The sequence below is a fragment of the Ensifer sp. NM-2 genome (genome assembly GCF_003024455.1).
In the GTDB taxonomy this organism is placed as follows: Bacteria; Pseudomonadota; Alphaproteobacteria; order Rhizobiales; family Rhizobiaceae; genus Ensifer; species Ensifer canadensis.
Genome location: NZ_PVZR01000002.1, coordinates 135,919 through 156,680 on the forward strand (window position 1 = coordinate 135,919; position 20,762 = coordinate 156,680).

Here is a 20,762-nt window from a genome sequence, read left to right on the forward strand (position 1 = left end):
GATGTACAATTTTCTCGCGGCATTCGCAGTTTTCCTTGCCCTTCATATGGTGCCGGCATTGCCGACGCTGCGTCAGCGGCTGATCACACTATTGGGGCGGCGGACCTATTTCACCGTCTATTCGCTGCTGTCGATCGTCGCGCTCATCTGGGTTTTTCAGGCAGCGCTTGCGCTCGATTTCATCCCGCTCTGGGAGCCGGCCCCGTGGCAGGCGTGGACGACATTCGTCCTCGCGCCACTCGGGCTCTTCCTCGTTCTCGCCGGCCTGTTCAGTGAGAACCCGCTGTCGATCTCCATTTACCAAAGCAACGCCCGGAAGGGTGCGATCGTCAGCGTCACACGTCACCCGGTGCTTTGGGGCTTCCTGCTGTGGGCTCTCGGCCATGTCGTCACCAATGGCGATCTGCGCTCTCTGGTGCTCTTCGGCGGCTTCGCGCTTTTTGCCCTCGGCGGTTTCCTCATGGTGGAAAAGCGTGTGCGGCGCCGCCTGGCGGACAATTGGTCGATTGCCCAGCAAGGCACCTCGATTTGGCCCTTTGTCGCGATATTGAAAGGTCAGGCGTGCCTGCGCCTCGATCCGGTGATGATCCTGTCAGCCTTCGCGACCGCGGCGATCACGTTCTGGCTGCTCGCCGGTGGCCACTACGTTATGTTCGGGGCAGATCCGCTGTTGCAGGCGTTGCCTTTCGACTGAACCTCCCCCTGCCAGGCGGTCGCAAGCGGGCCGATCGGCAGCGCGAGGAGATCGATCGCCCTTGCGGCGAGATGATCGATGATTGCCTCGACGCTATCAGGCCGATTGTAGAACGCCGGCACCGGCGGCATGACGATCGCTCCCATCTCGGTCACCGCACACATGTTGCGCAAGTGGCCGAGATGCAGCGGCGTTTCGCGCGCCATCAGCACCAGACGACGGCGTTCCTTCAGGTGCACGTCCGCGGCGCGAACGATGAGATTGTCGGCAAGCCCGTTGGCGATCGCAGCAAGCGTGCGCATCGAACAGGGCGCGACGATCATGCCGGCGGTCGGAAACGACCCGCTGGCGATCGCAGCGCCGATATCGTCATGCTCATAGGTCCGGTCCGCCTTCTCCAGCAACCGCAACAGCGCATGTCCGCCAACCTCATGGGCAAGTGTGCGATGGGCCGACGGCGATAGCACCAGATGCATCTCCACTTCCTCGATCTGTGCAAGCCGCTCGGCAATGCGCAACGGTATGGCAGCGCCCGACGCACCGGTGATGCCGACGACAATTCGGTGCCTGCTCATGATGCTTTCCTTTCAAGCCCAAGATCGGCCCAGATGGCATCCACCTGGCTGATGACATCGGGTGTCATATCGAGGACGCGTCCCCATTCCCGATCGGTCTCGGAACCGATCTTGGCGGTGGCATCCAGCCCGAGCTTGCCGCCGAGACCGGAGCGCGGCGACGCAAAATCGAGATAGTCGATCGGTGTGTCGGCAATGATGGTGACGTCGCGGCTGGCATCGAAGCGGGTCGCCAGCGCCCACATGACGTCGGGCCAGTGGCGGACGTTGATATCCGGGTCGACTGCGATGATCAGCTTGGTGTAACTGAACTGAGGCAGCATCGACCACAGACCCATCATCAGGCGTTTCGCCTGTCCCGGGTAACGCTTGTCGATCGCGACCACCATAGCGCGATAGGAACAGGCTTCCGGCGGCAGCCAGAGATCGGTGATCTCGGGGAACTGTTTCTTGGCGAGCGGAATGAACAATGTGTTCATTGCCTCGCCGAGCCTTGAAGGCTCGTCCGGCGGGCGGCCGGTGTAGGTGGAGAGATAATAGGGGGCACGGCGCGTCGTGATGGCAGAAAGCGTCATGACCGGAAACGGCTCGACCGAATTGTAGTAGCCGGTATGGTCACCATAGGGGCCCTCGTCGGCGGTCTCGGTTGCCGACACCGTTCCCTCAAGCACGATCTCGGCATTTGCCGGCACGGCCAGCGGCACCGATGTGGCGGCGACTAATTGCGTTCGGCTGCGCCGCAGCAATCCGGCAAAGTTGAGCTCGCTCAGCCCCTCCGGCAGCGGCATGACCGAAGCGAGGATCGTCGCAGGATCGGCGCCGATTGCTACGGCAACCGGCATGTCGCGCCCCTGGCGCTGCCACAGGCGATGGTGTCGCGCGCCGCCGCGATGGGCAAGCCAGCGCAGGATCACTCGATCCCGGCCAAGCACCTGCATACGATAGATGCCGACATTGACATCACGCGGATCGTCCGGTGCGCGGGTGATCACCAGTGGCCAGGTGATCAGCGGTGCGGGTTCGCCCGGCCAGCACCATTGGATCGGCAGAAGGCCAAGGTCGATGTTCGTACCGCGCCAGACGATGTCCTGACACGGTGCTGATGTCACATGTTTCGGCCGCATGTAGAGCGCCGAGCGCAACAGCGGCAGCCGGTCCCAGGCGTCGCGCAGCGATCCCGGCGCCCGCGGGTCTCGCAGTTCCGCCAGGTCTCGCGCAAGCCCGGTCAGCCCGCCGGCCGTCAGTCCGAAACCACGTTCGATCCGACGCTCGGTGCCAAAGAGATTGGCCAAGAGCGGGATGTCGTGGACGCGCCCTGACGCATCGACCGGCCGCTCGAAGAGCAAAGCCGGGCCCTGATCTGCCAGAATGCGCCGGTGGATCTCCGTCACTTCGTGCACCAGGGACACGGGACGGGAGATACGCTTCAGCTCCCCCTCGCGCTCCAGCGCACAGGCAAAACCCTGAAGCGAGACGAAACCCTTGGCGGGAAGGAAGCTCTTGTTCATACCGCCTCTTACGGGCGGCAAATGCCCGATGTCTTTGACGTGGGACAAACAGCGGTGGCGACGCGCCGACTAGCATGCGGCCATTCTTTGCTCCGTTTTCATGCAGGCAGCCTATGACCCTACCCTTTGCGATGACCGTGACGCTCCGGATCGTACCAATCCCCCTCTTAGAACACGCCGCGCGGCTCGTCTTTGCCCAGGTCGTCGAGCAGCATCCGGATCTTTTTGACCGGCTCGGGGAGCACGCCGGCAAACGCTATGCGTTCATCCCGACGGACCTTCCGGTAAGCTTTCTGGTCGAGCCGGCCGCCCGGCGCATCTCTGTTCACCGCGCTGCCCATCTGCCGGCCGCTGACGCCTGCATGGGCGGCAAGTTCGTGCTGCTTCTGGCGTTGCTCGAGGGCCAGATCGACGGCGATGCCGTGTTCTTTTCCAGAAGCCTGACGATAACGGGCGACATGGAAGCCATGTTGGCGCTGCGCAACGCGCTCGACGACTGCAATATCGACCTGCCCGCAGATATCGCCCGCATGAGCGGGCCGTTCGCGCCTTTGGTTCTGCGCGCGGCATCTGAGATCAGGACACGCGCATTGTCCGGGGAGGCAGCCAGATGGAACTGATCTGTCCGGCAGGCACGCCGGCTGCCTTTCGCGAGGCCGTCGATGCCGGTGCCGATGCGGTCTATTGCGGCTTTCGCGACGAGACCAATGCACGCAACTTTCCCGGCCTGAACTTTTCGCGCGACGAGCTGAAGACGGCGATCGCCTATGCGCGCCGGCACAAGGTGATGACCTTCGTTGCCATCAACACCTTCATGCGGGCTGGCCACGAAAAGCTCTGGCATGACGCCGTCGACGATGCCGTGCGTCTGGGGGCCGATGCCGTGATCCTCGCCGACTTCGGATTGATGGCCTACACCGCCGAGCGCCACCCTCAGCAGCGGCTACACGTCTCGGTCCAGGCTTCCGCCTCCAACGCCGATGCCGTCAAATTCCTGGTCGAAACCTTCGGAGCGAAGCGCGTCGTGCTTCCGCGTATTCTGACCATTCCGGATATTGCCCGCCTTGCACGCCAGATCAGCTGCGAGATCGAGGTCTTTGTTTTCGGCGGGCTTTGCGTGATGGCAGAAGGCCGCTGCTCGCTGTCGTCCTATGCCACTGGCAAATCGCCCAACATGAACGGAGTCTGTTCGCCGGCAAGCCACGTTCGTTACCGCGAGGATGGCAGCGAACTGGTGTCGGAGCTGGGCGACTACACCATCAACCGATTTCCGGCCGGCGAGGCTGCCGGCTATCCGACGCTCTGCAAGGGACGTTTCGACATTGCCGAGGAGCGTGGCTACGCCTTCGAGGATCCGGTTTCTCTCGATGTCATGGATCATATCGATGCCTTGCGCGATGCCGGCGTCGGCGCACTTAAGATCGAGGGTCGCCAGCGCGGCAAGGCCTATGTCGCCGAGGTTGTTTCAATCATGCGCCGCGCCGTCGCTGCCGATGCGGCCGAAAGGCCCGCCTTGTTGTCACGACTTAGGCGGCTCAGCGAAGGACAGAAGACGACGTCGGGCGCCTATGAAAAGCGGTGGAGGTAACGACATGTCCGCAACAACCCACCCCTCGCTCAGCCTCGGCCCGGTGCTTTACCTCTGGGACGGACCCAAATGGCGCGACTTCTATTTCCGTATCGCCGACGAAGGCCCGGTTGATCATGTCACCCTCGGCGAGGCGGTCTGCTCGAAGCGCCTGCATTTCATCGAGCCGCATGTCGCGGAAGTAATCGAACGGCTGGAAGGCGCCGGCAAGAAGGTCAGCCTTGCCTCGCTTGCACTCGTCACCCTGGAGCGCGAGAGCCAACTCGTGCGCGGTCTGGTGCGCGACAGCATCCACCCGATCGAGGCCAACGATCTGTCCGCGCTCGGGCTCCTTGCCGGCAAACCGCATTCGATCGGACCTCTGATCAACGTCTACAACGGTGCCACCGCGAGACTGCTGGCGTCACGCGGTGCGACCAGCATCTGCCTGCCGCCGGAGTTGCCCATGGCATCAGTGCGCGACATCGTTCGCGATGCGCCTGATGTCGAATTTGAAATCTTCGGCTTTGGCCGCGTGCCGCTGGCAATCTCGGCGCGCTGCGCCCACGCCCGCTCCAAGGGGCTGGTCAAGGACAACTGCCAGTTCATCTGCGGCGAAGACAGCGACGGCCTCATTGTCGAGACACTCGATCGCCAGCCGTTCCTCACGCTCAATGGGGTCCAGACCCTGTCGCACACCTGCCAGAGCCTGCTGCAGGAGCTTGCCGAACTGCCGGCCGTCGGCATCAGCCGAGTCCGGCTGTCGCCGCAGGACTGCGACATGGTGACGGTCGCCCGTATCTATGAGGATGTTGCAACCGGGCGGATCTCGGCCACAGAGGGGCTCGAACGGCTGGCGATCGCCTATCCCGGCGTGCCGTTGTCGAACGGCTTTCACCATGGTCAATCCGGCGCGTCGTGGATCTCAGCCCCGACCGGCTCACCCTAGGGAGGCGCGCATTGGCAGCTGCGTTGATCCACGCGGCCATGGTGCCGACACACGATGCCAACATCGCTGACTTCGTTGGCAGCATCCGCCGTCTGATCGATCACGCCACGCTCGTTTGAATTTGCCGGAAGAAAATCGATCAATTGCTCCAGCAGGTCGTGAGGCTTCCCCCCGACCGACTGCCTGAGCGAGCCGGTTGACGATCGGCATGCTCAGGCTGCTTGGTCGTGGGCTCGGCGCAACCGATTACTCTCCCGATCCCGTTTCTATCCGCTTCTCGGCGGGCGCTGCGGTCTCGTCGCTCAAGCCGTTCTTGAAGCTGCGAATGCCCTTGGCGACGTCGCCCATCAACTCCGGGATCTTGCCGCGCCCGAACAACAGCAACACGACTGCCAGCACGATCACCCAATGCCAGACACTAAAAGATCCCATATCGTTGTTTCCCTGATCCAATGAACCGTTACAATGCCGCGCGGCGATGGCGCCGCTGGCGACAATCGGGAAGCTAGCGGGCCATGAGGCACCGGTCTTTGTCAGGTCGCAAACATTCAAAGCGCGCGACGCTCGTTCACCCGTCAGTCCGATCTGGTGTTCATCGGCGCTAAACCGCTACCAGAGATTGCCGGCCCGGTGGCATCCTTGTGTCGCCGACGGCGCATCCCGACGAGAAGCGAGCCAAGGCACTCGGCGTCAGGCGGTGGCCTTCGTGGTGGATGTCAACGCACGAGATCTGCGCGCAATCGCCGGACTGTTCGACGCAGGGCAACTTCGGACGGATGTCGGCCCTGTCCAACCGCTCAAGGAGGCACGGGCTGAGCATTGGTCGGCGCGCGCCCAACCGAAGAATCAGGATAACCAGTCGTCCATCGGCTGCGCTTCGCCAGTCGCCGACTGCACTTCATCCAGAGCATAGGCATGAATATAGTCGATCTGCATTTCCGCTCCGTCGCCGAAGTCTGCGTTCGGTTCCCCCGCTGCCCCTCCCACCGCCAGATTGACCACCATATACATGGGGTCGTGCATGTCGGCGGGTGTATCGGCACGCGCCACGGCGACGTCGTCGTAATACCAGACGATTTCATCCTCTTCCCATAACACGCCGTAGGTGTGAAACCCTTCGGTACTGGCGACTTTGACTGCGGTCGTCTCGCTTGTCTGTTCGCCGGTCTCGTTGCTGTGAACGGTTGCGTTGACAATGTTCGGTTGCTGCCCCCGCATCTCGACAACATCGAGTTCGGGGGGCCAGGAGCCATCTGCCGGCAACAGCCAGAACGCCGGCCAAGTGCCGGTTTCGGTCGGCATGTCCGCTCTGATTTCGAAATAGCCGTAGGTCTGCGCAAAGGTCGAATACGTCGTCAGCATTCCGGACGTGTATTCGTACCCATCGATCTCTGATTCCAGTGCATCCGGCGTCGGCTCTGCCTTGATGGTCAGCACGCCATCTTCGACCGAAAATGGATTGATGGCAGCGGTCTCCGCATGGTCAGGATTGATGTACCACTGCAGTTCGCCGTTGCTGGCCAAGGTTCCGCCTTTTTCAGGCGCCCACCAGAACTTTGCATCCCATACGCCCTGATCGCCATCATGAAGGGAGAGGCTGTCAAACTCGTCGGCAAAACTCAGCGCAAGGTTTGAGCGATCGAGACTAAGCTGAAATTGCTCCGGCGCGAGATCGGCCACGGTCGTGTCAGCAAACAGCAAGCTCTCGCCGTCGCCGAGGCTCAGCCTCAAATCCGTGCCTTCCTGCGTCGCAAGGCTGGTGACCTGCTGGAAGCTTGTGAGATCGTAACCATTCAGCCGGACCGTATCGGAACTGTCGAAGTCGGCAATCAGATCGCTGCCGCCACCTCGGCCGACGACGAAGATGTCCGCGCCGCTGCCGCCGACCAGAATGTCGTTGCCGCCGCCGCCGTCGATCGTCTGGCTACCGGAAGCCCCCGAGATCATATTGTCGGCGTTGTTGCCGAAAGCATGCCGGCCGCTGCCGGTGACCGTCAGGTTCTCGAAATTCTCAGGCAGGGTATAGCTCATCCAGGTGTTGATGGTATCAACACCAGCTCCAGCCGTCTCCATGGCACGGTTGATGCCCGAATAGAGGTAGTAAATGTCGTCACCGTTCCCGCCCGCCATGGTGACATCGACGGAGCCATCGCCCCAGATCGAGTCGTTTGCCTCAGTGCCGTAAAGCACAGGCCCCGATCCCGTCGCAGAAAACCACGCAGTCGATGCTCCACTGTAAAAAAGCGGGGTGCCTACGGCGTTGACGATAGATTTTGGCATGTTCAGCTCCTTCGGTTTCCTCCCGAAGGCAAGCTAACATCGCCCGGCAGAGGGTGGCACCGCCTGCATTTATGGGTTTTTGATGTGAATTGCGGCGCTGAAAAACGCAGGCGAACGGGATGATCTCAACGGTTTGCCGCAGTAAATGACACGACCCAGGTCACTTCGCTGAAAACAGAATTTTGGCGCGTATTGAAAGGCTTAGAGGGAAATCCTGCCACCATCTCCCAGAGATAATGATGTGTTCCGGCGTGCATGCGTGGATGCTGCTGTCTGCAAGTAGGTTCAAAGTGTGTTGCCGAAATTATCCGATTCCGAACGGCACGTGGCGTCTTGGATGCTCGACAACAGCGACAGAGCCATGAGGGCGTGCCCGAGAACGAATTTCCCGCTCATGACGATTGCACGCAAATCCGCACCGACGTCCCTGGCTGGAAGCGGTTCATTGGGATGTTGTGGCGTAGTCGGTCTCGTAACCTCGCTGGATAGCTGGGCGTGAACCACTTTTGACGTTGAGCGGTCAGACCGCTCCGGAACATCACTCACGTCGATATCGATGCGTTCTCGGCCTCAGTCGAAGAGCGAGACAATCCGGGACTGCGTCGCAAACCTGCGGCCGCCTGCCTTAAAGCAGCAGAGAACGCCTCAGGGGCGATACCATCGGCGCGCAGAACTTGCCTGATAAGTGGATCTCTCAGAACTTCGGATATCGTCATGTCTGTCGCCATCACGTTTCTCCTCCATAGATCCGCGGATGAGGTTTACCTCATCGGCGTCAGCTCGAATGTTCCACTGGTAACAGGAGAGAGCGGGACAACGTCGCGATCTAAATTGCGTACCGCTCCGGCGTGGCGCGCGCTTGGATCCACAGGTCGATCCGCCCCCACCGGCAGAGTGCAGACCTTGCCGACTGCCGACACCGCTCATTGGTCAAGACAATCGAACGTCCGGCGCAATGTTCTGGTTCAAGTGGAAGATGTTCTCCGGGTCGTAGACGCGTTTGATCTTCTGAAGTCTCGAATAGGTTTCAGCGCCGAAAGCATTGCGAACCAGGTTGTCACCCTCGCCGAGCCCGGGAAAATTCAGGTAGAGGCGACCCGTGGAATGTGGCTGCATGTCCTGCCATGCATTGCGAACCCAACGGATGTTCGCGTCATCATCTGACGGATCGGACCAGATCGCATCAAGGCTCAACATGTAAGGCATGCTGCGATCACCGAAGGCAGTGGCATCGGAAGCAACGCGCTGCATGGCTCCGCCAAATTTCCAGATCGACGCGTAGGTCATCTCGGAGGGTCGTTTAATCAGGCGCTCGATGATCGCGCCGATGACATCGTCACCAAGGCCCGAAAGGTAGGTCGATTTCCAGTAGCAGCGGTCACGCCCCTTGGGGAACAATCCGTCATAAATGGACTGGAGCTCGCGATAGGGCATCCGACCACTGAAATCGAGCAACGGCTCACCAAGAGCGCGCAACGGCTGCATGACGCGCTCCCCTTTTTCAGCGGGACCGTCATAAACAGTGGCAAGCGTTATCACTCGCCTGCCCCATGTCTGTTCCGGATAGGCCTGATCACTGGGTATGGTGGAGAATTCGGCGAGACCACTGACTTCGCCAGGGGCTGAAGCCATATAGTCGCGCCACTGGGGGATGACGGCGACGGCGTGCTCTTCCGGATAGGCAGGCGCGCAGAACATCACCGGATCGGCGATTTCGTGAAGACGAAGCTCGAAGTTCACGACGATGCCAAAATTCCCGCCGCCGCCCTTTAGCGCCCAAAGCAAGTCGATATTCTCGACTTCGCTGGCGCGGATGAGCCTGCCATCAGCGGTGACCACATCGGCAGCAATGAGATTGTCGCAACTCAGGCCATGGGTGCCACGCAACCAGCCAATGCCGCCCGAAAGAGTGAGCCCGGCCACGCCTGTCATCGAAATCAGTCCGCCCGGCGTGGCCCGCCGAAAAGGCGTGGTCGCCGCATCGACATCGCCCCATGTCGCCCCGCCTTCGATCAGCGCACGGTCGAGCCCAGGCGCGATGTGGACGGCATTCATGGGCGACATATCGATCATCAGACCATCATCGCAAACGGCGTAGCCGGCGACATTGTGCCCGCCGCTGCGAACGGTGATGGTGAGGCGATGCGTCCGCGCATGGTTTACCGCTGCGATGACGTCGGCAGCATTGCGGCATCTGGCAATCAAGGCAGGCCGCCGATCGATCAGCCCGTTCCAAACCACTCGAGCAGCGTCATAAGCCGAAGTTCCGGGCTCGAGCAGCTCGCCACGCATTACACTGCGGAGCACATCATGGGACATGTCGAGACCTCCTCTTGGCTGACAAGAGCCTAGTCGCGTTCGACGCTTGGTACTAAAGTCGAAAATGCTGGAAGGCGGTCATTTCTGCCATGCTTGATCAGGACAGCCCTATCAATGTAGCACTTCTCGCGGTGCCCGAAGTCACGGCCTCCGCCTTGTTCGGCATGTTCGACCTGTTTTCATCTCCCGGCCGCGACTGGCCGTTCATCGTCAAGGGTGAAGCGGGACAACAGCGCATGCGCCCCTATGTCGTTGCCCGTTCACGCAATGGTTTTCGCGCCGCCAACGGCATTTGGGTCAAACCAGACTTCGCATTCGGCGACTGCCCTCCACCGCAAATCGTTTGCATTCCGGATTTTTTCGTCAATCCGGGCGACAGCGTCGCAGGGCTGTATGAGCCTGAAGCAAGATGGCTAAGGCGAAGGCATGAGGATGGCGCGTTGCTGGCCAGTGCCTGTTCCGGTGCAGTCCTGCTCGGTGAGGCGGGACTATTGATCAATTGCGAAGCGACGATCCACTGGGGCTATGTCACGACCCTTTCCAACAATTACCCTGGTGTCAGGGTGCGCCTGGATCGGTCACTGGTCCTGAGCGGTGAGGCGCAGCGCATCGTTATGGCGGGGGGCGGGTCAAGCTGGCAGGATCTGGCTCTCTACCTCATTGCGCGGTTCGTCGGCCTCAAGGAGGCGATGGAAGTGGCCAAGGTCTACATGCTGCAATGGCATGACCTGGGGCAGCAGCCATTTGCGTCACTCATGAGCCTCCGCCAGACGGCCGACGCCGCGATCAACGCCTGTCAGAAGTGGCTCGCGCTGAACTACAAGACCCGCGCGCCCGTCGCCGCAATGGTGGCTCTTTCCGGGCTGTCGGAACGCTCGTTCATCCGCCGCTTCACCAAAGCGACAGGTATGACGCCGCTGGCCTACGCACACGCGCTTCGTATCGAAGAAGCAAAGCAGATGCTGGAAACAACCGACCTGACAATCGAGGCGATCGCCAACGAAACAGGCTATGAGGACGCAAGCTTCTTCAGCCGCCTGTTCCACCGTGAAACGGGCCTGACCGCCGCGCATTATCGCCTCAGATTTGGCTCGCTGCGCCAAGCCTTGAAACACACCTGATCGGAGCCGCGTTTCGGCACAGCCGGCGACGATCGCCGATATCGATGTCGACCGAGAGGAACCGAAGGTGCCTTCGGTTCGCATATTTACCTATTGCCAGTTTCGGGCGAATACTTGCCTGCTGATAGGCACTACACCGGAGATCGGCAGAATAATGGACCGCATTGATGCAATGAAAGTGTTCGTGACCGCGATCGACGAGGGCAGCCTCGCAGGTGCTGCCCGTCGGCTGAAGCGCTCCCCGACGGCGGTCAGTCGCGCGCTGAGCTTCCTGGAAGCGCATGTGGGTGCCGAACTGCTGCATCGCACGACCCGCACACTCAAGCTCAGCGAGGCCGGCCAACGCTACGCGACTGCCTGTCGGCGGGTGCTGATCGATCTCGAGGAGGCCGACATGCTCGCCGGCGGTGAGCGTTCCGCTCCGCGTGGCACGTTGACCATTTCCGTGCCGCCGATCATAGGGGACGAGGTTATGCGTCCGATCCTGGATGATTTCCTCGACGTCCACCCGGCTGTTTCTGCCCGACTGCTGCTGCTCGATCGGTTCGTCAACCTGGTGGACGAAGGCGTCGACATTGCGTTGCGTATTGGCCATCTGGCGGATTCGTCACATATTTCCACGCGATTGGGCGGTGATGTCAGGCGCGTGGTGGTCGCTTCTCCCCGCTATCTCGCCAATCATCCCGTCATCGAGGTGCCAGCCGACCTCACAAAGCACCAGATCATCGCCTTTACCAATTTCGGTCTCGATTCCTGGAACTTCACACCGGCAGAAAACTCGACCATTCCGCGGACGGTTCACTTCACGCCGAGATTGATCGTCAACAGCGTTCGGGCCGCCGCTGCTTCGGCCGTCGCGGGTAGAGGCCTAGCCAGGCTCTATTCCTATCATGTCGCTGAACATGTCAAAGACGGGCGACTGAAGATCGTCCTCGCCGACGCCGAGCACCCACCCCTGCCCGTTCATTTGCTCGCACCCCAGGGGCGCATGTCCGTGCCCAAGGTTCGCGCCTTTGTCGATTTCGCCACGCCACGTCTGCGCTCCGAATTTGCCCGACTGGCTGCAGAAGCAGGTACGCTCCCTTGATTATGCCGATATTCGAATGACTGACGTCCAACTTCTGACCATTCTCCCGATCTCAGGATAGATCTAAATCAATAGCACCAACGCCGAGGGCGTCGGGCGGGCGTCGATCAGACGGTCGCTGCCATTGAGAAAGGATCACATCATGAGTACCGAACAAAAGGTCGTCATTATCACCGGTGCGTCACAAGGCATCGGCGCCGCCCTGGTTCGCGCCTACCGTGACCGGAACTTTCGCGTCATAGCCAGTTCCAGGTCGATCGCGGCCACGACCGACTCGGACATTCTCGCCGTGCCCGGCGACATCAGCAGGCCGGAGACCGCCGAACGGATCGTCCGCGAAGGCATGGAGCGCTTCGGTCGCATCGACTCGCTTGTGAACAACGCCGGCGTGTTTCTTGCCAAGCCGTTCATTGAAATGACCCAGGAAGACTATGATCACAACCTCGGGGTCAATGTCGCCGGCTTCTTCCACATTACCCAGCGTGCCGCGGCCGAAATGTTGAAGCAGGGCTCGGGCCACATTGTCAGCATCACCACAAGCCTGGTCAATCAGCCGATCGTCGGCCTGCCTTCAGCGCTTGCTTCCCTGACCAAGGGTGGGCTGAACGCGGTCACCCAGTCGCTTGCCATGGAATTCTCGAAGAGCGGGGTTCGCGTCAACGCGGTATCCCCAGGGGTTATCAAGACCCCCATGCACGCGCCCGAGACACACGCGGCCCTCTCTGCGCTGCATCCGGTTGGCCGGATGGGCGAAATCCGCGATATCGTCGACGCCGTACTCTATCTGGAGAACGCGAGCTTCGTCACCGGCGAGATCCTCCATGTCGATGGCGGCCAGAACGCCGGGCGCTGGTAACCTCATGGTGCTGGCTCGGGACGATCCCAGCGCCGGCCCACCAAATCCGATGATTTACCGAACCAACTCTCGGCAAGGAGACTGCAATGCCTATTGTCACCGTACAGGTTACCCGCGAAGGAACCACGCCCGGCCGCAATTCGGTGTCGGCGGAGGAAAAGGCGGCCATCATCAAGGGCGTCAGCGAGGTGCTGCTCAATGTTCTGCACAAGCCGCTTGAATCGACCTATGTCGTGATCGAAGAGGTCGATCTTGATAACTGGGGCTGGGGTGGGCTTCCGACGGCACAATACCGCACACTGCGTGCTGCCGCCGCCAAGTCCTGAAGCAGTTGGCCAACCGATTTCAACGGTCTCTGCCCAAACGTGTGGGCAGAGACCGTTGCGATAGTGGAAACGCCGGATTTCGTAGCGCAAAGCATGAACGTCGAATCTCTGTCAATCAACCTCGACGTTCGTCCATTTCTCCAACCATTCCAGGAAAACGCCTGCCATGCCGAAGTCGACGGGCCTTGAGATCTCGTAAGCACCGACCACCGGCAACACCGACGCCGCCAAGGCTACAAGCTGCCCCGATCTCAGCTCGTGTTCGATAAACAGCGGGCTTGCCTGTCCCACTCCCAATCCCGAGATACAAGCGTCAATCGACGCCTCGTCGGTATCGAAAGCGATGCTTCCGCCCCGAGGCTCGAACGTGAGCGCCGCGGTATTGCACCAGCACCGCCAAGACCATGCGTCTGCCGTGTCCAGCAAGATGGGCAAATCGAGGATGTCACTGGCCTCGAGCTGCCCCCTGTTTCCGGCTATCAATTTCGGCGAGCAAACTGCCATCGTCCTATCCAGCAGGATCGCCGATGAGACTTCCCGAGCATCGGCGCTTCGCCGATATGAGATGGTTAGGTCGGGCCTTTCAAGCGAGCCCAGCGCGAGCGATTGGATGACAAGATCTGCGGTCGGGTTCTCCTGCCGGAATGATCCGATGCGTGGGATCAACCATCGACGGGCGAGAGTTATCGGAGCCTGGATCACGAGCCGCGACCGTTGCGTATTCAAACCGCGGGCGCCGGTCTCGAGCATCGCGAGGGCGGCATTCACGTAGGTCACAAAACGCTGCCCGGCATCCGTCAGCGCGATGGCGTTGTGGGAACGGTGAAACAAGTTCACCCCAAGCGCATCTTCCAACTGCTTAATCTGCCGGCTCACGGCCCCGGGGGTGAGGTGCATTTCCGCAGCCGCCAATGTCAGGCTCCCGCGCCTGCTTGCGGTTGAGAACGCAACGAGGGTGTTCAACGGAGGGTTTTTCAGGCTCTCGGCTTGAGCTTTTTTCATGCTGGCTTGAGAAACTTTCGATTGCTTTAAAGTGGACTATTAATATCAACAATCACGAAAAGCAAAGCGGCGTAAAGGCAAACATGCTCGACCTCGAGAACGAGCCGGTCCAGCGACACGCTGCTGAGATGATCATTGTTCATGCCTGGCACATGCCGGGACCAAAAGTCGATGGAGACCATGATGCCATACGCCGGTTTGGGCCGCACCGCGGCCGCAGGACACGCCCTAGCCGCCTTCCTTGCCTGGAACGCATGCGCGCTGCCTGCCAACGCCCAATCTCCGTCAACGCTCAACGTCATCGACGACCGTGGCGTGATCGTTGCAGTGCCGGCCGACGCGAAGCGCGTGGCGTCGGTTTCATATTTCGCTGCGGATGTGGCGCTCGCTCTTGGTATCAAGCCAGTCGCTGCCACCTACATGGTCGAAGGCCGAAATCCTGACTTTCTAGGTGGCTACCTGGAAGGTGTTAAGCAGATTGGTCAGCGCGCCACTCCAAATATCGAGCTGCTCGCCGAGGCCAAGCCCGACATAACCGTCGCCATCCGGCGTTACACCGAAGGCAATGCCGTCCAGTATCAGAAAGTAGCGCCGTATCTGGCCTACAACCTCGAACTATACGCCGACAGCGACCGTACGATCGGCCAATTGGCAACGATCCTCGGCAAACCGGAACGCGGCCAGGAACTGAACAAGCAGTTCAAGGCGGACCTTGAAGCCTACGCAGCGAAAGCCCCAAAGGATGTGCATCCCCGTTTCGTGGTGATGTGGGGCGGAGAAACGCCCTGGGTCTTTCGTTCGGAGAACATGACGGCGGCCATTCTCGTCGCACTCGGCGGTGACAACATCGGCGGCCAGAATCCGACACCATCCGTACCCGACAACTGGGGTTTGGAAATGAGTCTTGAAACGATGCTCGAGAAGGATCCCGAGGTTATCTTCGTCTACGACTATGGTCCGGACCGTCCGCAGGAGAACAACCCGATCTGGCAGCAGCTGAGCGCAGTCAAGAACGGACGCGTCCACTATGTTGGCGACCACTGGGTGGAAGCGCATGGCCCGATTGCCCGCGAGCTCGTGCTGAAGGAAGCCGCACATCTGCTTCATCCCGATACGTTCCCGGCAGTCGACGTCAAGGCCGAGGCCCGCAATATGATACCGGAAGCGGTCAAGTAGCACCAAGTTGCCGGCCTCTCGGGGCCGGCCCAATCTGGACCACCGCAGTGTCAGACAGCACCCCGACCCTTCACGAAGCCCGGCGCATTGCCGAGTTGGCGCTACCGCTTTCACTCATCCAACTCGCTCAGGTTGCCATTTCGACGACCGACATGGTGATGCTCGGCTGGTTCGGCAGCACTGCGATTGCGGTCGGCGCACTCGGCTATACCTTGTTCAACCTGCTGCGGACCATGGGGTTCGGGATGATCATCGGAACGTCCAATCTGGTGGCGCAGGACAGGGGCGAGTACGTCGGCGGGGAGCATCTTGCGTCCGCCTTGATCATGGCATCGATTGCGGCCGTTGCTGCCGCGATCGCCCTCGCCTTGGCTGGGCCCACTTTGGAATGGTTCGGACAAGACCCGGACGTTTCAGCGCAGGTTCGGGAGTATCTGATCTTCATTGCCCCCGGGTACTTGCCGTTATTCTGGTTCTACGCCTACCGCGGTGTGGTGGTCGGGCAGCGCAAGGCCAACGTCCTGCTCGTGATTACCCTGGGAACCGTCGTCGTCAACGCCGTCCTCGACTATGGCTTCCTGTTCGGAGCTTTCGGCCTGCCGATGCTTGGCGTCCCCGGCGTTGCTGCCTCCAGCTCCCTTTCGTTCCTCCTGCAGTTTATCGCCGTCGCTATCGCGACGCATCGAACGACCCGGTTTGCGCCTGTGCGGTCCTCCGTCAAGGTTCTTCAATCTCTCCGCAGGCTGCTCGCGATCGGCTTGCCGACCGCAGGTTCCTACGGATCGGAGGCGGGCTTTACGCTTTCGATTGCGCTGATGACGGGAGCGTTTGGTGCTTCGGCACTTGCAGCACACGCGGTGGTCAATCAGATAATGTATGTCGTCTTCATGCTGTCGATCGGCCTGTCGCATGCGACATCCGTGGGCGTCAGCGAGGCTTTCGGCAACAGGGACAGGAATGGCACCCTGCGCGTCGGGCGTAGCGGCTTCTGCCTTGGCCTAGCTGTGGTCGGCCTCATCTCGATACTGTTCTGCCTGCTTCCCGCACCGGTTCTGCGACTGTTTTCACTCGATCCGGCCTCTGCCGCCCAGGCTTATGGGATAGCTCTTGGTCTCATATTGATGGCCGCGTTCATTCAGGTGTTCGACTTCATCCAGAACATCGGCGTTGGCGCAGTGCGCAGTGTCGGCCGGGCGGGCCATGGCTTCTGGATAACGATTGCCTGCTATTGGGCATTCGGCCTGCCCTTGGCCTGGGTGCTCGGCACTCAAACAGAACTCGGCGCATATGGGGTCTGGCTGGGAATGGGCGCAGGTCTGGTCGCCGCCGGAATTGGCATGGTGTTTCTCTTCGAAAGGACCGCCGCCAAGCTCGAATTTTTTAGGCCCGCGTCATGAAACGGCACTCGCGTTCCGCGTCCATACTTCTAACCATTCTAGCCGGCGCGCTCGTCGTATTCGTTCTCGGGCTGCTCTTTGGTGCCAAGCCGATGACGATGACCAAGGCTGTCGGCGCGCTCTTGTCTCCAAATCAGGGAACAGACGGAATTATCGTCTGGACGCTTCGCATGCCCCGCAGCCTGGCGGCTTTCCTCGCGGGGGCAGCACTGGCGACCGCCGGTTTCCTGCTTCAATCGGTGACGCGAAACCCGCTTGCAGCGCCTGATTTGACGGGGGTCTCGGCTGGGGCCGTCACCGCAATCGTCACGACTTTCATATTCTTTCCTGCCGTGTCGTCCGTCTACTATCCGCCAATCGGCATGGCAGGCGGCATGTGCGCCGCGGGCCTGACGCTTTTTGCATCGAATGGCGGACGGGGCTCGCCACTCCATCTGGCGCTTTCCGGAGTCACTGTCGCGCTTTTCCTAAGCGCAACCACGACCTATGTTCTGCTCCGCGGTGGACCCCAGTCACCATCGGTGCTGTTCTGGCTTTCCGGTGGGTTCCAGGGTCGTTCCTGGCCACAAGTCGTTTACATGCTCCCTTGGATCGTCATCGGCCTCTTCGGTGCCCTTGTTAGCCACCGGGTGATTGGCTTGTTTGGTCTTGGCGACGAGATGGCGGCAGGCATGGGCGTCAACACCGCCGTCTGGAAACCGATCATCCTGATCTGCGCCATCATTCTGGTTGCGGGCGTGACGCCAGTCGCCGGCCCGATCGCATTCATCGGCCTGGCCGCTCCCCATCTCGTTCGTCTTCTGCGGCCGGCAGACACACTCTGGTCCATCCTACTCAACATCGCACTCGGTGGAGCCATGTTGGTAACCGCGGACGCATTGTCACGGTCAGTCGCGGCTCCTCGCGAAATCCCGGTCGGCATCTTCACAGCCTTGATCGGTGGCCCGGTGTTCATCTATCTCATCCAGCGACGGGGTCTGGGAATGACAACTGGGCCACGCACGTGACCTCAAGCACCGAAAATGTCACGAGGCCTACGCCAACGCGTGGAATCCTCGCCCTAACGCTTCTGGCTGTGGGCCTGATATTGGTCGCGGTTTTCCTGGGCGTCGTTGATGTCCCGACGACCGAGGTGATTGCGACGCTCACTGGCAACGGCTCTGAGCAGTCGGATCTGATCATTCTGACGATCCGTCTTCCGCGCATTCTGACAGGGATATTGACCGGCATTCATTTCGCGGTGGCCGGGACGCTGCTGCAGTCGATCACCCGCAATCCACTCGCCGATCCGACCATCATGGGCATATCGCAGGGTGCGACCCTCGCGGTGACCGTATTCCTGTTCTTTGCCGTCTACCGCTTCAACTCAGACGCCAACGCGCTTTACACACTGCCCGTTTCCTGGCTGCCGCTGGTCGGCTGTGTCGGAGGGCTGCTGAGTGGCATTGTCATCTACAGTCTGGCAATCGCCAAACGCATGGCCGCACTACAACTGACACTGTGCGGGATCGCCATTGGCGCGTTCCTGCATGCCATTGCCATGGGCATCGTCGTCGGGTGGGGTAGCTCGCGTTTCGAGATCGTCATGCAGTGGCTTTCGGGCAGTCTCTATGCGCGCGGCTGGGAACATGTGCTCTTCCTGCTGCCGTTTACAATGGCTGGCCTCGCGGTCCTGCCGATGCTCTATCGACCTGTGCTGATGTTGCGTTTCGATGAGGATGTCGCACGTTCCTTCGGCCTTTCATACCGGCTGTACTTCACCCTGACGCTTGGCGTCGCCTCGATCCTGGCCGCCAGCGCCGTTGGCGCAGTTGGTCCGCTTATCTTCGTTGGCCTCGTCGTGCCGCACCTCGCACGCTTTGTCGCCGGCAGGCATTTCGCGCTGGTCATTCCATTTGCCGGGCTGATTGGAGCGGCACTTGTGACTGGTGCCGATCTGGCGGGCCGACTGATCGGCGGACCCGAAGAAATACCGATCGGAGTGGTCACAGCCCTTGCCGGTGCGCCGTTCCTGTTTTTCCTGCTCCGCCGATATCGATGAGACCGTTATGCCATTGAGAGCCGATGAAATTACAATCAAATACGGAGCGATGACCGCACTGGACGGGCTATCGATCGAGGTGCGCCCAGGCGAGATAACCTCGCTGATCGGTCCGAACGGTTCCGGCAAGAGTACGGCGCTGCATGCTTTGGCCGGCCTTGCACGGTGTACGCACGGTACCGTCAGCCTTGATGCGAAGCCGATCGAAACCTGGAAGCGGCGCGACCTTGCCAAGCGGCTGTCCTTCCTGCCGCAAAACCCCACCTCGCCCGAGAATATGACGATCGAACAACTCGTTCGCCAGGGTCGGTACGCCCATCTCGGCTTGTTCCAGGGTTTTTCGCGGAGGGATCTTGCGGCCGTCGGCTGGGCGCTTGAGCAAACTGGCCTCATCGATCTCGCTGACCGTGATCTCACCAATCTTTCGGGAGGAGAACGCCAGAGAGCCTGGATCGCAGCGGCATTGGCGCAGGAAGCGGAAATCCTGCTGCTGGACGAACCGACGTCATTCCTCGATATTGGCCATCAGGTCGAAGTCCTTCAACTGCTTGATCGACTGAGCACCGAGAGGGGTATCGCTGTCGTGCTTGCCATCCACGACCTAAATCATGCGATGGCAGTTGCCGACAACGTCGTATTGCTCTCCAAAGGCAAGCTCATTTTTGAAGGGCGGAGCCGAGAACTACCCAACACCAGCTACCTTCAGACAACCTTCGAGGTTCATGGAAATTTCGAAGCCACCGCCTCGGGCGAGCACTATTTTCGGGTGCCTCTCGGCGGCACACCGTTGCAGAAGCCACGATCGCAGAAAGCATGCCAGTAATACGATCGCTTGTCTTAGCCCGATCCGATTCCTGATGCAGACAACGGGCAGCGTCTTCGGGCTTCACCGCAACAATCTGCTCTTCCCTAAATCTCCGCTTCTTCATACCTCTGTCCTTCAGTAGCGCGGCGCTGTAGCGGGAGCCAGTGCCCTGCGCGTCACCCCATCGTTCAGGTTCATGTCAGGTTCGGGTGGCCTGTTGCGAATGTCGGTAGACCTCCATCGCCTGCGATGAAGGTCATGACGCAAGGTATCAATCGGATTGCGACCCATGGCCAATAAGGCACAACACCTGCATCTTCGCTCCAGCGGGAAGGACGAAGTCTTTGCCCGCGACGACCAACAGGTCGGGGATTTCGCCTTCAACGCAACGGTTGCGGATGTGTTCGACGACATGGTCGGTCGCTCCGTTCCTTACTACGAGGAAATGCAGCGCATGGTGTGCGAGCTTGCGCGTGATTTCGCGCAACCCGACACCAACCTCTATGACATCGGTTGCTCCACAGCCACGACCCTTCTAAGCCTCGACGGCGTCATCGAGCCGAGCGTTCGCTTCGTCGGCATCGATAATGCGCCCGACATGCTCGACAAGGCGCGCCAGAAGATAGACGCATCGGCACCCCGCAGGCAGATCGACCTCAAGGTCGCCGACCTCCATCAGGGCGTGGACATGGACAATGCGAGCGTCGTCACCATGTTGCTGACGCTGCAGTTCATTCGTCCGCTCTACCGCGAACGCGTTATGCGCATGATGTATCAAGCTCTCAACGATCGAGGCTGCCTGCTTCTGGTCGAGAAGCTGACGGGTGAAGATACGACCTTCAACCGGCTCTTCATCCAGCACTACTACGATTTCAAGCGGCGCAACGGCTACTCCGAGATCGAGATATCCAAGAAGCGCGAAGCCCTGGAGAACGTCTTGATCCCCTATCGCCTGGAGGAAAACCTGCAACTGCTGAAAGAAGTGGGCTTCCGCAGCGTCGAAGTCTTTTTCCGCTGGTACAATTTCTGCGGCATCGTCGCGGTCAAGTAGGGCGCGGA

General features: G+C 60.4%; 21 protein-coding genes. 14 read left to right on the top strand and 7 right to left on the bottom strand.

All coding sequences use genetic code 11. The features are described from left to right. Position 1 precedes the first annotated feature (1 nt). The gene (locus C6558_RS05860; RefSeq protein WP_025430214.1) at positions 2-694 is read left to right on the top strand and encodes an NnrU family protein; all 693 of its coding nucleotides are present in this window, start codon (positions 2-4) and stop codon (positions 692-694) included. Here the strand turns inward: C6558_RS05860 and C6558_RS05865 are convergent. Further along, complete coding sequence (locus C6558_RS05865) at positions 643-1,269, bottom strand: UbiX family flavin prenyltransferase (RefSeq protein ID WP_025430215.1); 627 nt, start codon at positions 1,267-1,269, stop codon at positions 643-645. The two genes, C6558_RS05860 and C6558_RS05865, sit on opposite strands and share 52 nt — an antisense overlap. Beyond that, positions 1,266-2,777, bottom strand: a complete 1,512-nt coding sequence (locus C6558_RS05870) for a UbiD family decarboxylase (protein ID WP_025430216.1) — start codon at positions 2,775-2,777, stop codon at positions 1,266-1,268. Before C6558_RS05870 ends, C6558_RS05865 begins: the two co-directional genes overlap by 4 nt. A 113-nt stretch (positions 2,778-2,890) precedes the next feature. Here C6558_RS05870 and C6558_RS05875 point away from each other — a divergent pair, with 113 nt between their 5' ends. Genes C6558_RS05875 through C6558_RS05885 form a run of 3 tightly spaced genes read left to right on the top strand, consistent with a single transcriptional unit; the run spans position 2,891 to position 5,293 of the window. Next, positions 2,891-3,397, top strand: a complete 507-nt coding sequence (locus C6558_RS05875; RefSeq protein WP_107026947.1) for an SCP2 domain-containing protein — start codon at positions 2,891-2,893, stop codon at positions 3,395-3,397. Next, positions 3,388-4,365 (top strand): peptidase U32 family protein, encoded by a 978-nt coding sequence (locus tag C6558_RS05880; RefSeq protein WP_057217002.1) that lies wholly within the window; start codon positions 3,388-3,390, stop codon positions 4,363-4,365. Before C6558_RS05875 ends, C6558_RS05880 begins: the two co-directional genes overlap by 10 nt. 4 nt (positions 4,366-4,369) lie before the next feature. After that, positions 4,370-5,293: a U32 family peptidase gene (locus tag C6558_RS05885; protein ID WP_057225867.1), complete on the top strand. Its 924-nt coding sequence runs from the start codon at positions 4,370-4,372 to the stop codon at positions 5,291-5,293. Positions 5,294-5,539: 246 nt separating this feature from the next. Here C6558_RS05885 and C6558_RS05890 read toward each other — a convergent pair whose 3' ends face one another. From C6558_RS05890 to C6558_RS05900, 4 genes are all read right to left on the bottom strand, one after another. After that, positions 5,540-5,725: a twin-arginine translocase TatA/TatE family subunit gene (locus tag C6558_RS05890; RefSeq protein WP_025430220.1), complete on the bottom strand. Its 186-nt coding sequence runs from the start codon at positions 5,723-5,725 to the stop codon at positions 5,540-5,542. Between the two features lie 414 nt (positions 5,726-6,139). Then, complete coding sequence (locus C6558_RS05895; RefSeq protein ID WP_107026948.1) at positions 6,140-7,573, bottom strand: family 16 glycosylhydrolase; 1,434 nt, start codon at positions 7,571-7,573, stop codon at positions 6,140-6,142. 542 nt (positions 7,574-8,115) lie between these two features. Next, a complete protein-coding gene (locus tag C6558_RS41535) occupies positions 8,116-8,301 on the bottom strand; it encodes a hypothetical protein (RefSeq protein ID WP_371412236.1) in 186 nt (61 codons plus the stop codon). A 202-nt stretch (positions 8,302-8,503) separates the two neighbouring features. Next, entirely contained in the window at positions 8,504-9,892 is a 1,389-nt protein-coding gene (locus C6558_RS05900; protein WP_107026949.1) for an FAD-binding oxidoreductase, read from the bottom strand. A gap of 89 nt (positions 9,893-9,981) precedes the next feature. Here C6558_RS05900 and C6558_RS05905 point away from each other — a divergent pair, with 89 nt between their 5' ends. The 4 genes from C6558_RS05905 (at position 9,982) to C6558_RS05920 (ending at position 13,282) form a co-directional block, all read left to right on the top strand. Further along, the gene (locus tag C6558_RS05905) at positions 9,982-11,013 is read left to right on the top strand and encodes a GlxA family transcriptional regulator (RefSeq protein WP_107026950.1); all 1,032 of its coding nucleotides are present in this window, start codon (positions 9,982-9,984) and stop codon (positions 11,011-11,013) included. A gap of 154 nt (positions 11,014-11,167) precedes the next feature. Next, complete coding sequence (locus C6558_RS05910; protein ID WP_107026951.1) at positions 11,168-12,100, top strand: LysR family transcriptional regulator; 933 nt, start codon at positions 11,168-11,170, stop codon at positions 12,098-12,100. A gap of 142 nt (positions 12,101-12,242) precedes the next feature. Continuing rightward, a complete protein-coding gene (locus tag C6558_RS05915) occupies positions 12,243-12,956 on the top strand; it encodes an SDR family NAD(P)-dependent oxidoreductase (protein ID WP_107026952.1) in 714 nt (237 codons plus the stop codon). An 86-nt stretch (positions 12,957-13,042) separates the two neighbouring features. Continuing rightward, positions 13,043-13,282, top strand: coding sequence for a 4-oxalocrotonate tautomerase family protein (locus C6558_RS05920; RefSeq protein ID WP_057207204.1), 240 nt, complete (start codon positions 13,043-13,045; stop codon positions 13,280-13,282). Between the two features lie 111 nt (positions 13,283-13,393). Here C6558_RS05920 and C6558_RS05925 read toward each other — a convergent pair whose 3' ends face one another. Next, the gene (locus C6558_RS05925) at positions 13,394-14,284 is read right to left on the bottom strand and encodes a LysR family transcriptional regulator (protein WP_107026953.1); all 891 of its coding nucleotides are present in this window, start codon (positions 14,282-14,284) and stop codon (positions 13,394-13,396) included. Between the two features lie 180 nt (positions 14,285-14,464). On the opposite strand from C6558_RS05925, the gene C6558_RS05930 reads away from it, so the two are divergent. From C6558_RS05930 to cmoA, 6 genes are all read left to right on the top strand, one after another. Next, entirely contained in the window at positions 14,465-15,460 is a 996-nt protein-coding gene (locus C6558_RS05930; RefSeq protein WP_107026954.1) for an ABC transporter substrate-binding protein, read from the top strand. Between the two features lie 47 nt (positions 15,461-15,507). Continuing rightward, entirely contained in the window at positions 15,508-16,857 is a 1,350-nt protein-coding gene (locus C6558_RS05935; protein WP_245449127.1) for an MATE family efflux transporter, read from the top strand. Continuing rightward, positions 16,854-17,864, top strand: a complete 1,011-nt coding sequence (locus C6558_RS05940) for an iron ABC transporter permease (protein WP_107026956.1) — start codon at positions 16,854-16,856, stop codon at positions 17,862-17,864. Before C6558_RS05935 ends, C6558_RS05940 begins: the two co-directional genes overlap by 4 nt. Next, positions 17,861-18,898 (top strand): iron ABC transporter permease, encoded by a 1,038-nt coding sequence (locus C6558_RS05945; RefSeq protein ID WP_107026957.1) that lies wholly within the window; start codon positions 17,861-17,863, stop codon positions 18,896-18,898. The genes C6558_RS05940 and C6558_RS05945 overlap by 4 nt, the downstream gene beginning before the upstream one ends. 7 nt (positions 18,899-18,905) lie before the next feature. Continuing rightward, entirely contained in the window at positions 18,906-19,721 is an 816-nt protein-coding gene (locus tag C6558_RS05950; protein WP_107026958.1) for an ABC transporter ATP-binding protein, read from the top strand. A gap of 271 nt (positions 19,722-19,992) precedes the next feature. Then, positions 19,993-20,754, top strand: a complete 762-nt coding sequence (gene cmoA / locus C6558_RS05955; protein WP_107026959.1) for a carboxy-S-adenosyl-L-methionine synthase CmoA — start codon at positions 19,993-19,995, stop codon at positions 20,752-20,754. The last annotated feature ends 8 nt before the right edge of the window (positions 20,755-20,762 follow it).

Bases quoted from the DNA above. Each gene is read 5' to 3' on its own strand.
- C6558_RS41535 (WP_371412236.1), bottom strand. From the start codon at position 8,301: ATGGCGACAGACATGACGATATCCGAAGTTCTGAGAGATCCACTTATC.
- C6558_RS05910 (WP_107026951.1), top strand. From the start codon at position 11,168: ATGGACCGCATTGATGCAATGAAAGTGTTCGTGACCGCGATCGACGAG.
- C6558_RS05890 (WP_025430220.1), bottom strand. From the start codon at position 5,725: ATGGGATCTTTTAGTGTCTGGCATTGGGTGATCGTGCTGGCAGTCGTG.
- C6558_RS05870 (WP_025430216.1), bottom strand. From the start codon at position 2,777: ATGAACAAGAGCTTCCTTCCCGCCAAGGGTTTCGTCTCGCTTCAGGGT.
- cmoA (WP_107026959.1), top strand. From the start codon at position 19,993: ATGGCCAATAAGGCACAACACCTGCATCTTCGCTCCAGCGGGAAGGAC.
- C6558_RS05930 (WP_107026954.1), top strand. From the start codon at position 14,465: ATGATGCCATACGCCGGTTTGGGCCGCACCGCGGCCGCAGGACACGCC.
- C6558_RS05885 (WP_057225867.1), top strand. From the start codon at position 4,370: ATGTCCGCAACAACCCACCCCTCGCTCAGCCTCGGCCCGGTGCTTTAC.
- C6558_RS05905 (WP_107026950.1), top strand. From the start codon at position 9,982: ATGCTTGATCAGGACAGCCCTATCAATGTAGCACTTCTCGCGGTGCCC.
- C6558_RS05860 (WP_025430214.1), top strand. From the start codon at position 2: ATGTACAATTTTCTCGCGGCATTCGCAGTTTTCCTTGCCCTTCATATG.
- C6558_RS05920 (WP_057207204.1), top strand. From the start codon at position 13,043: ATGCCTATTGTCACCGTACAGGTTACCCGCGAAGGAACCACGCCCGGC.
- C6558_RS05875 (WP_107026947.1), top strand. From the start codon at position 2,891: ATGACCCTACCCTTTGCGATGACCGTGACGCTCCGGATCGTACCAATC.
- C6558_RS05950 (WP_107026958.1), top strand. From the start codon at position 18,906: ATGCCATTGAGAGCCGATGAAATTACAATCAAATACGGAGCGATGACC.
- C6558_RS05895 (WP_107026948.1), bottom strand. From the start codon at position 7,573: ATGCCAAAATCTATCGTCAACGCCGTAGGCACCCCGCTTTTTTACAGT.
- C6558_RS05865 (WP_025430215.1), bottom strand. From the start codon at position 1,269: ATGAGCAGGCACCGAATTGTCGTCGGCATCACCGGTGCGTCGGGCGCT.
- C6558_RS05880 (WP_057217002.1), top strand. From the start codon at position 3,388: ATGGAACTGATCTGTCCGGCAGGCACGCCGGCTGCCTTTCGCGAGGCC.
- C6558_RS05915 (WP_107026952.1), top strand. From the start codon at position 12,243: ATGAGTACCGAACAAAAGGTCGTCATTATCACCGGTGCGTCACAAGGC.
- C6558_RS05925 (WP_107026953.1), bottom strand. From the start codon at position 14,284: ATGAAAAAAGCTCAAGCCGAGAGCCTGAAAAACCCTCCGTTGAACACC.
- C6558_RS05900 (WP_107026949.1), bottom strand. From the start codon at position 9,892: ATGTCCCATGATGTGCTCCGCAGTGTAATGCGTGGCGAGCTGCTCGAG.
- C6558_RS05940 (WP_107026956.1), top strand. From the start codon at position 16,854: ATGAAACGGCACTCGCGTTCCGCGTCCATACTTCTAACCATTCTAGCC.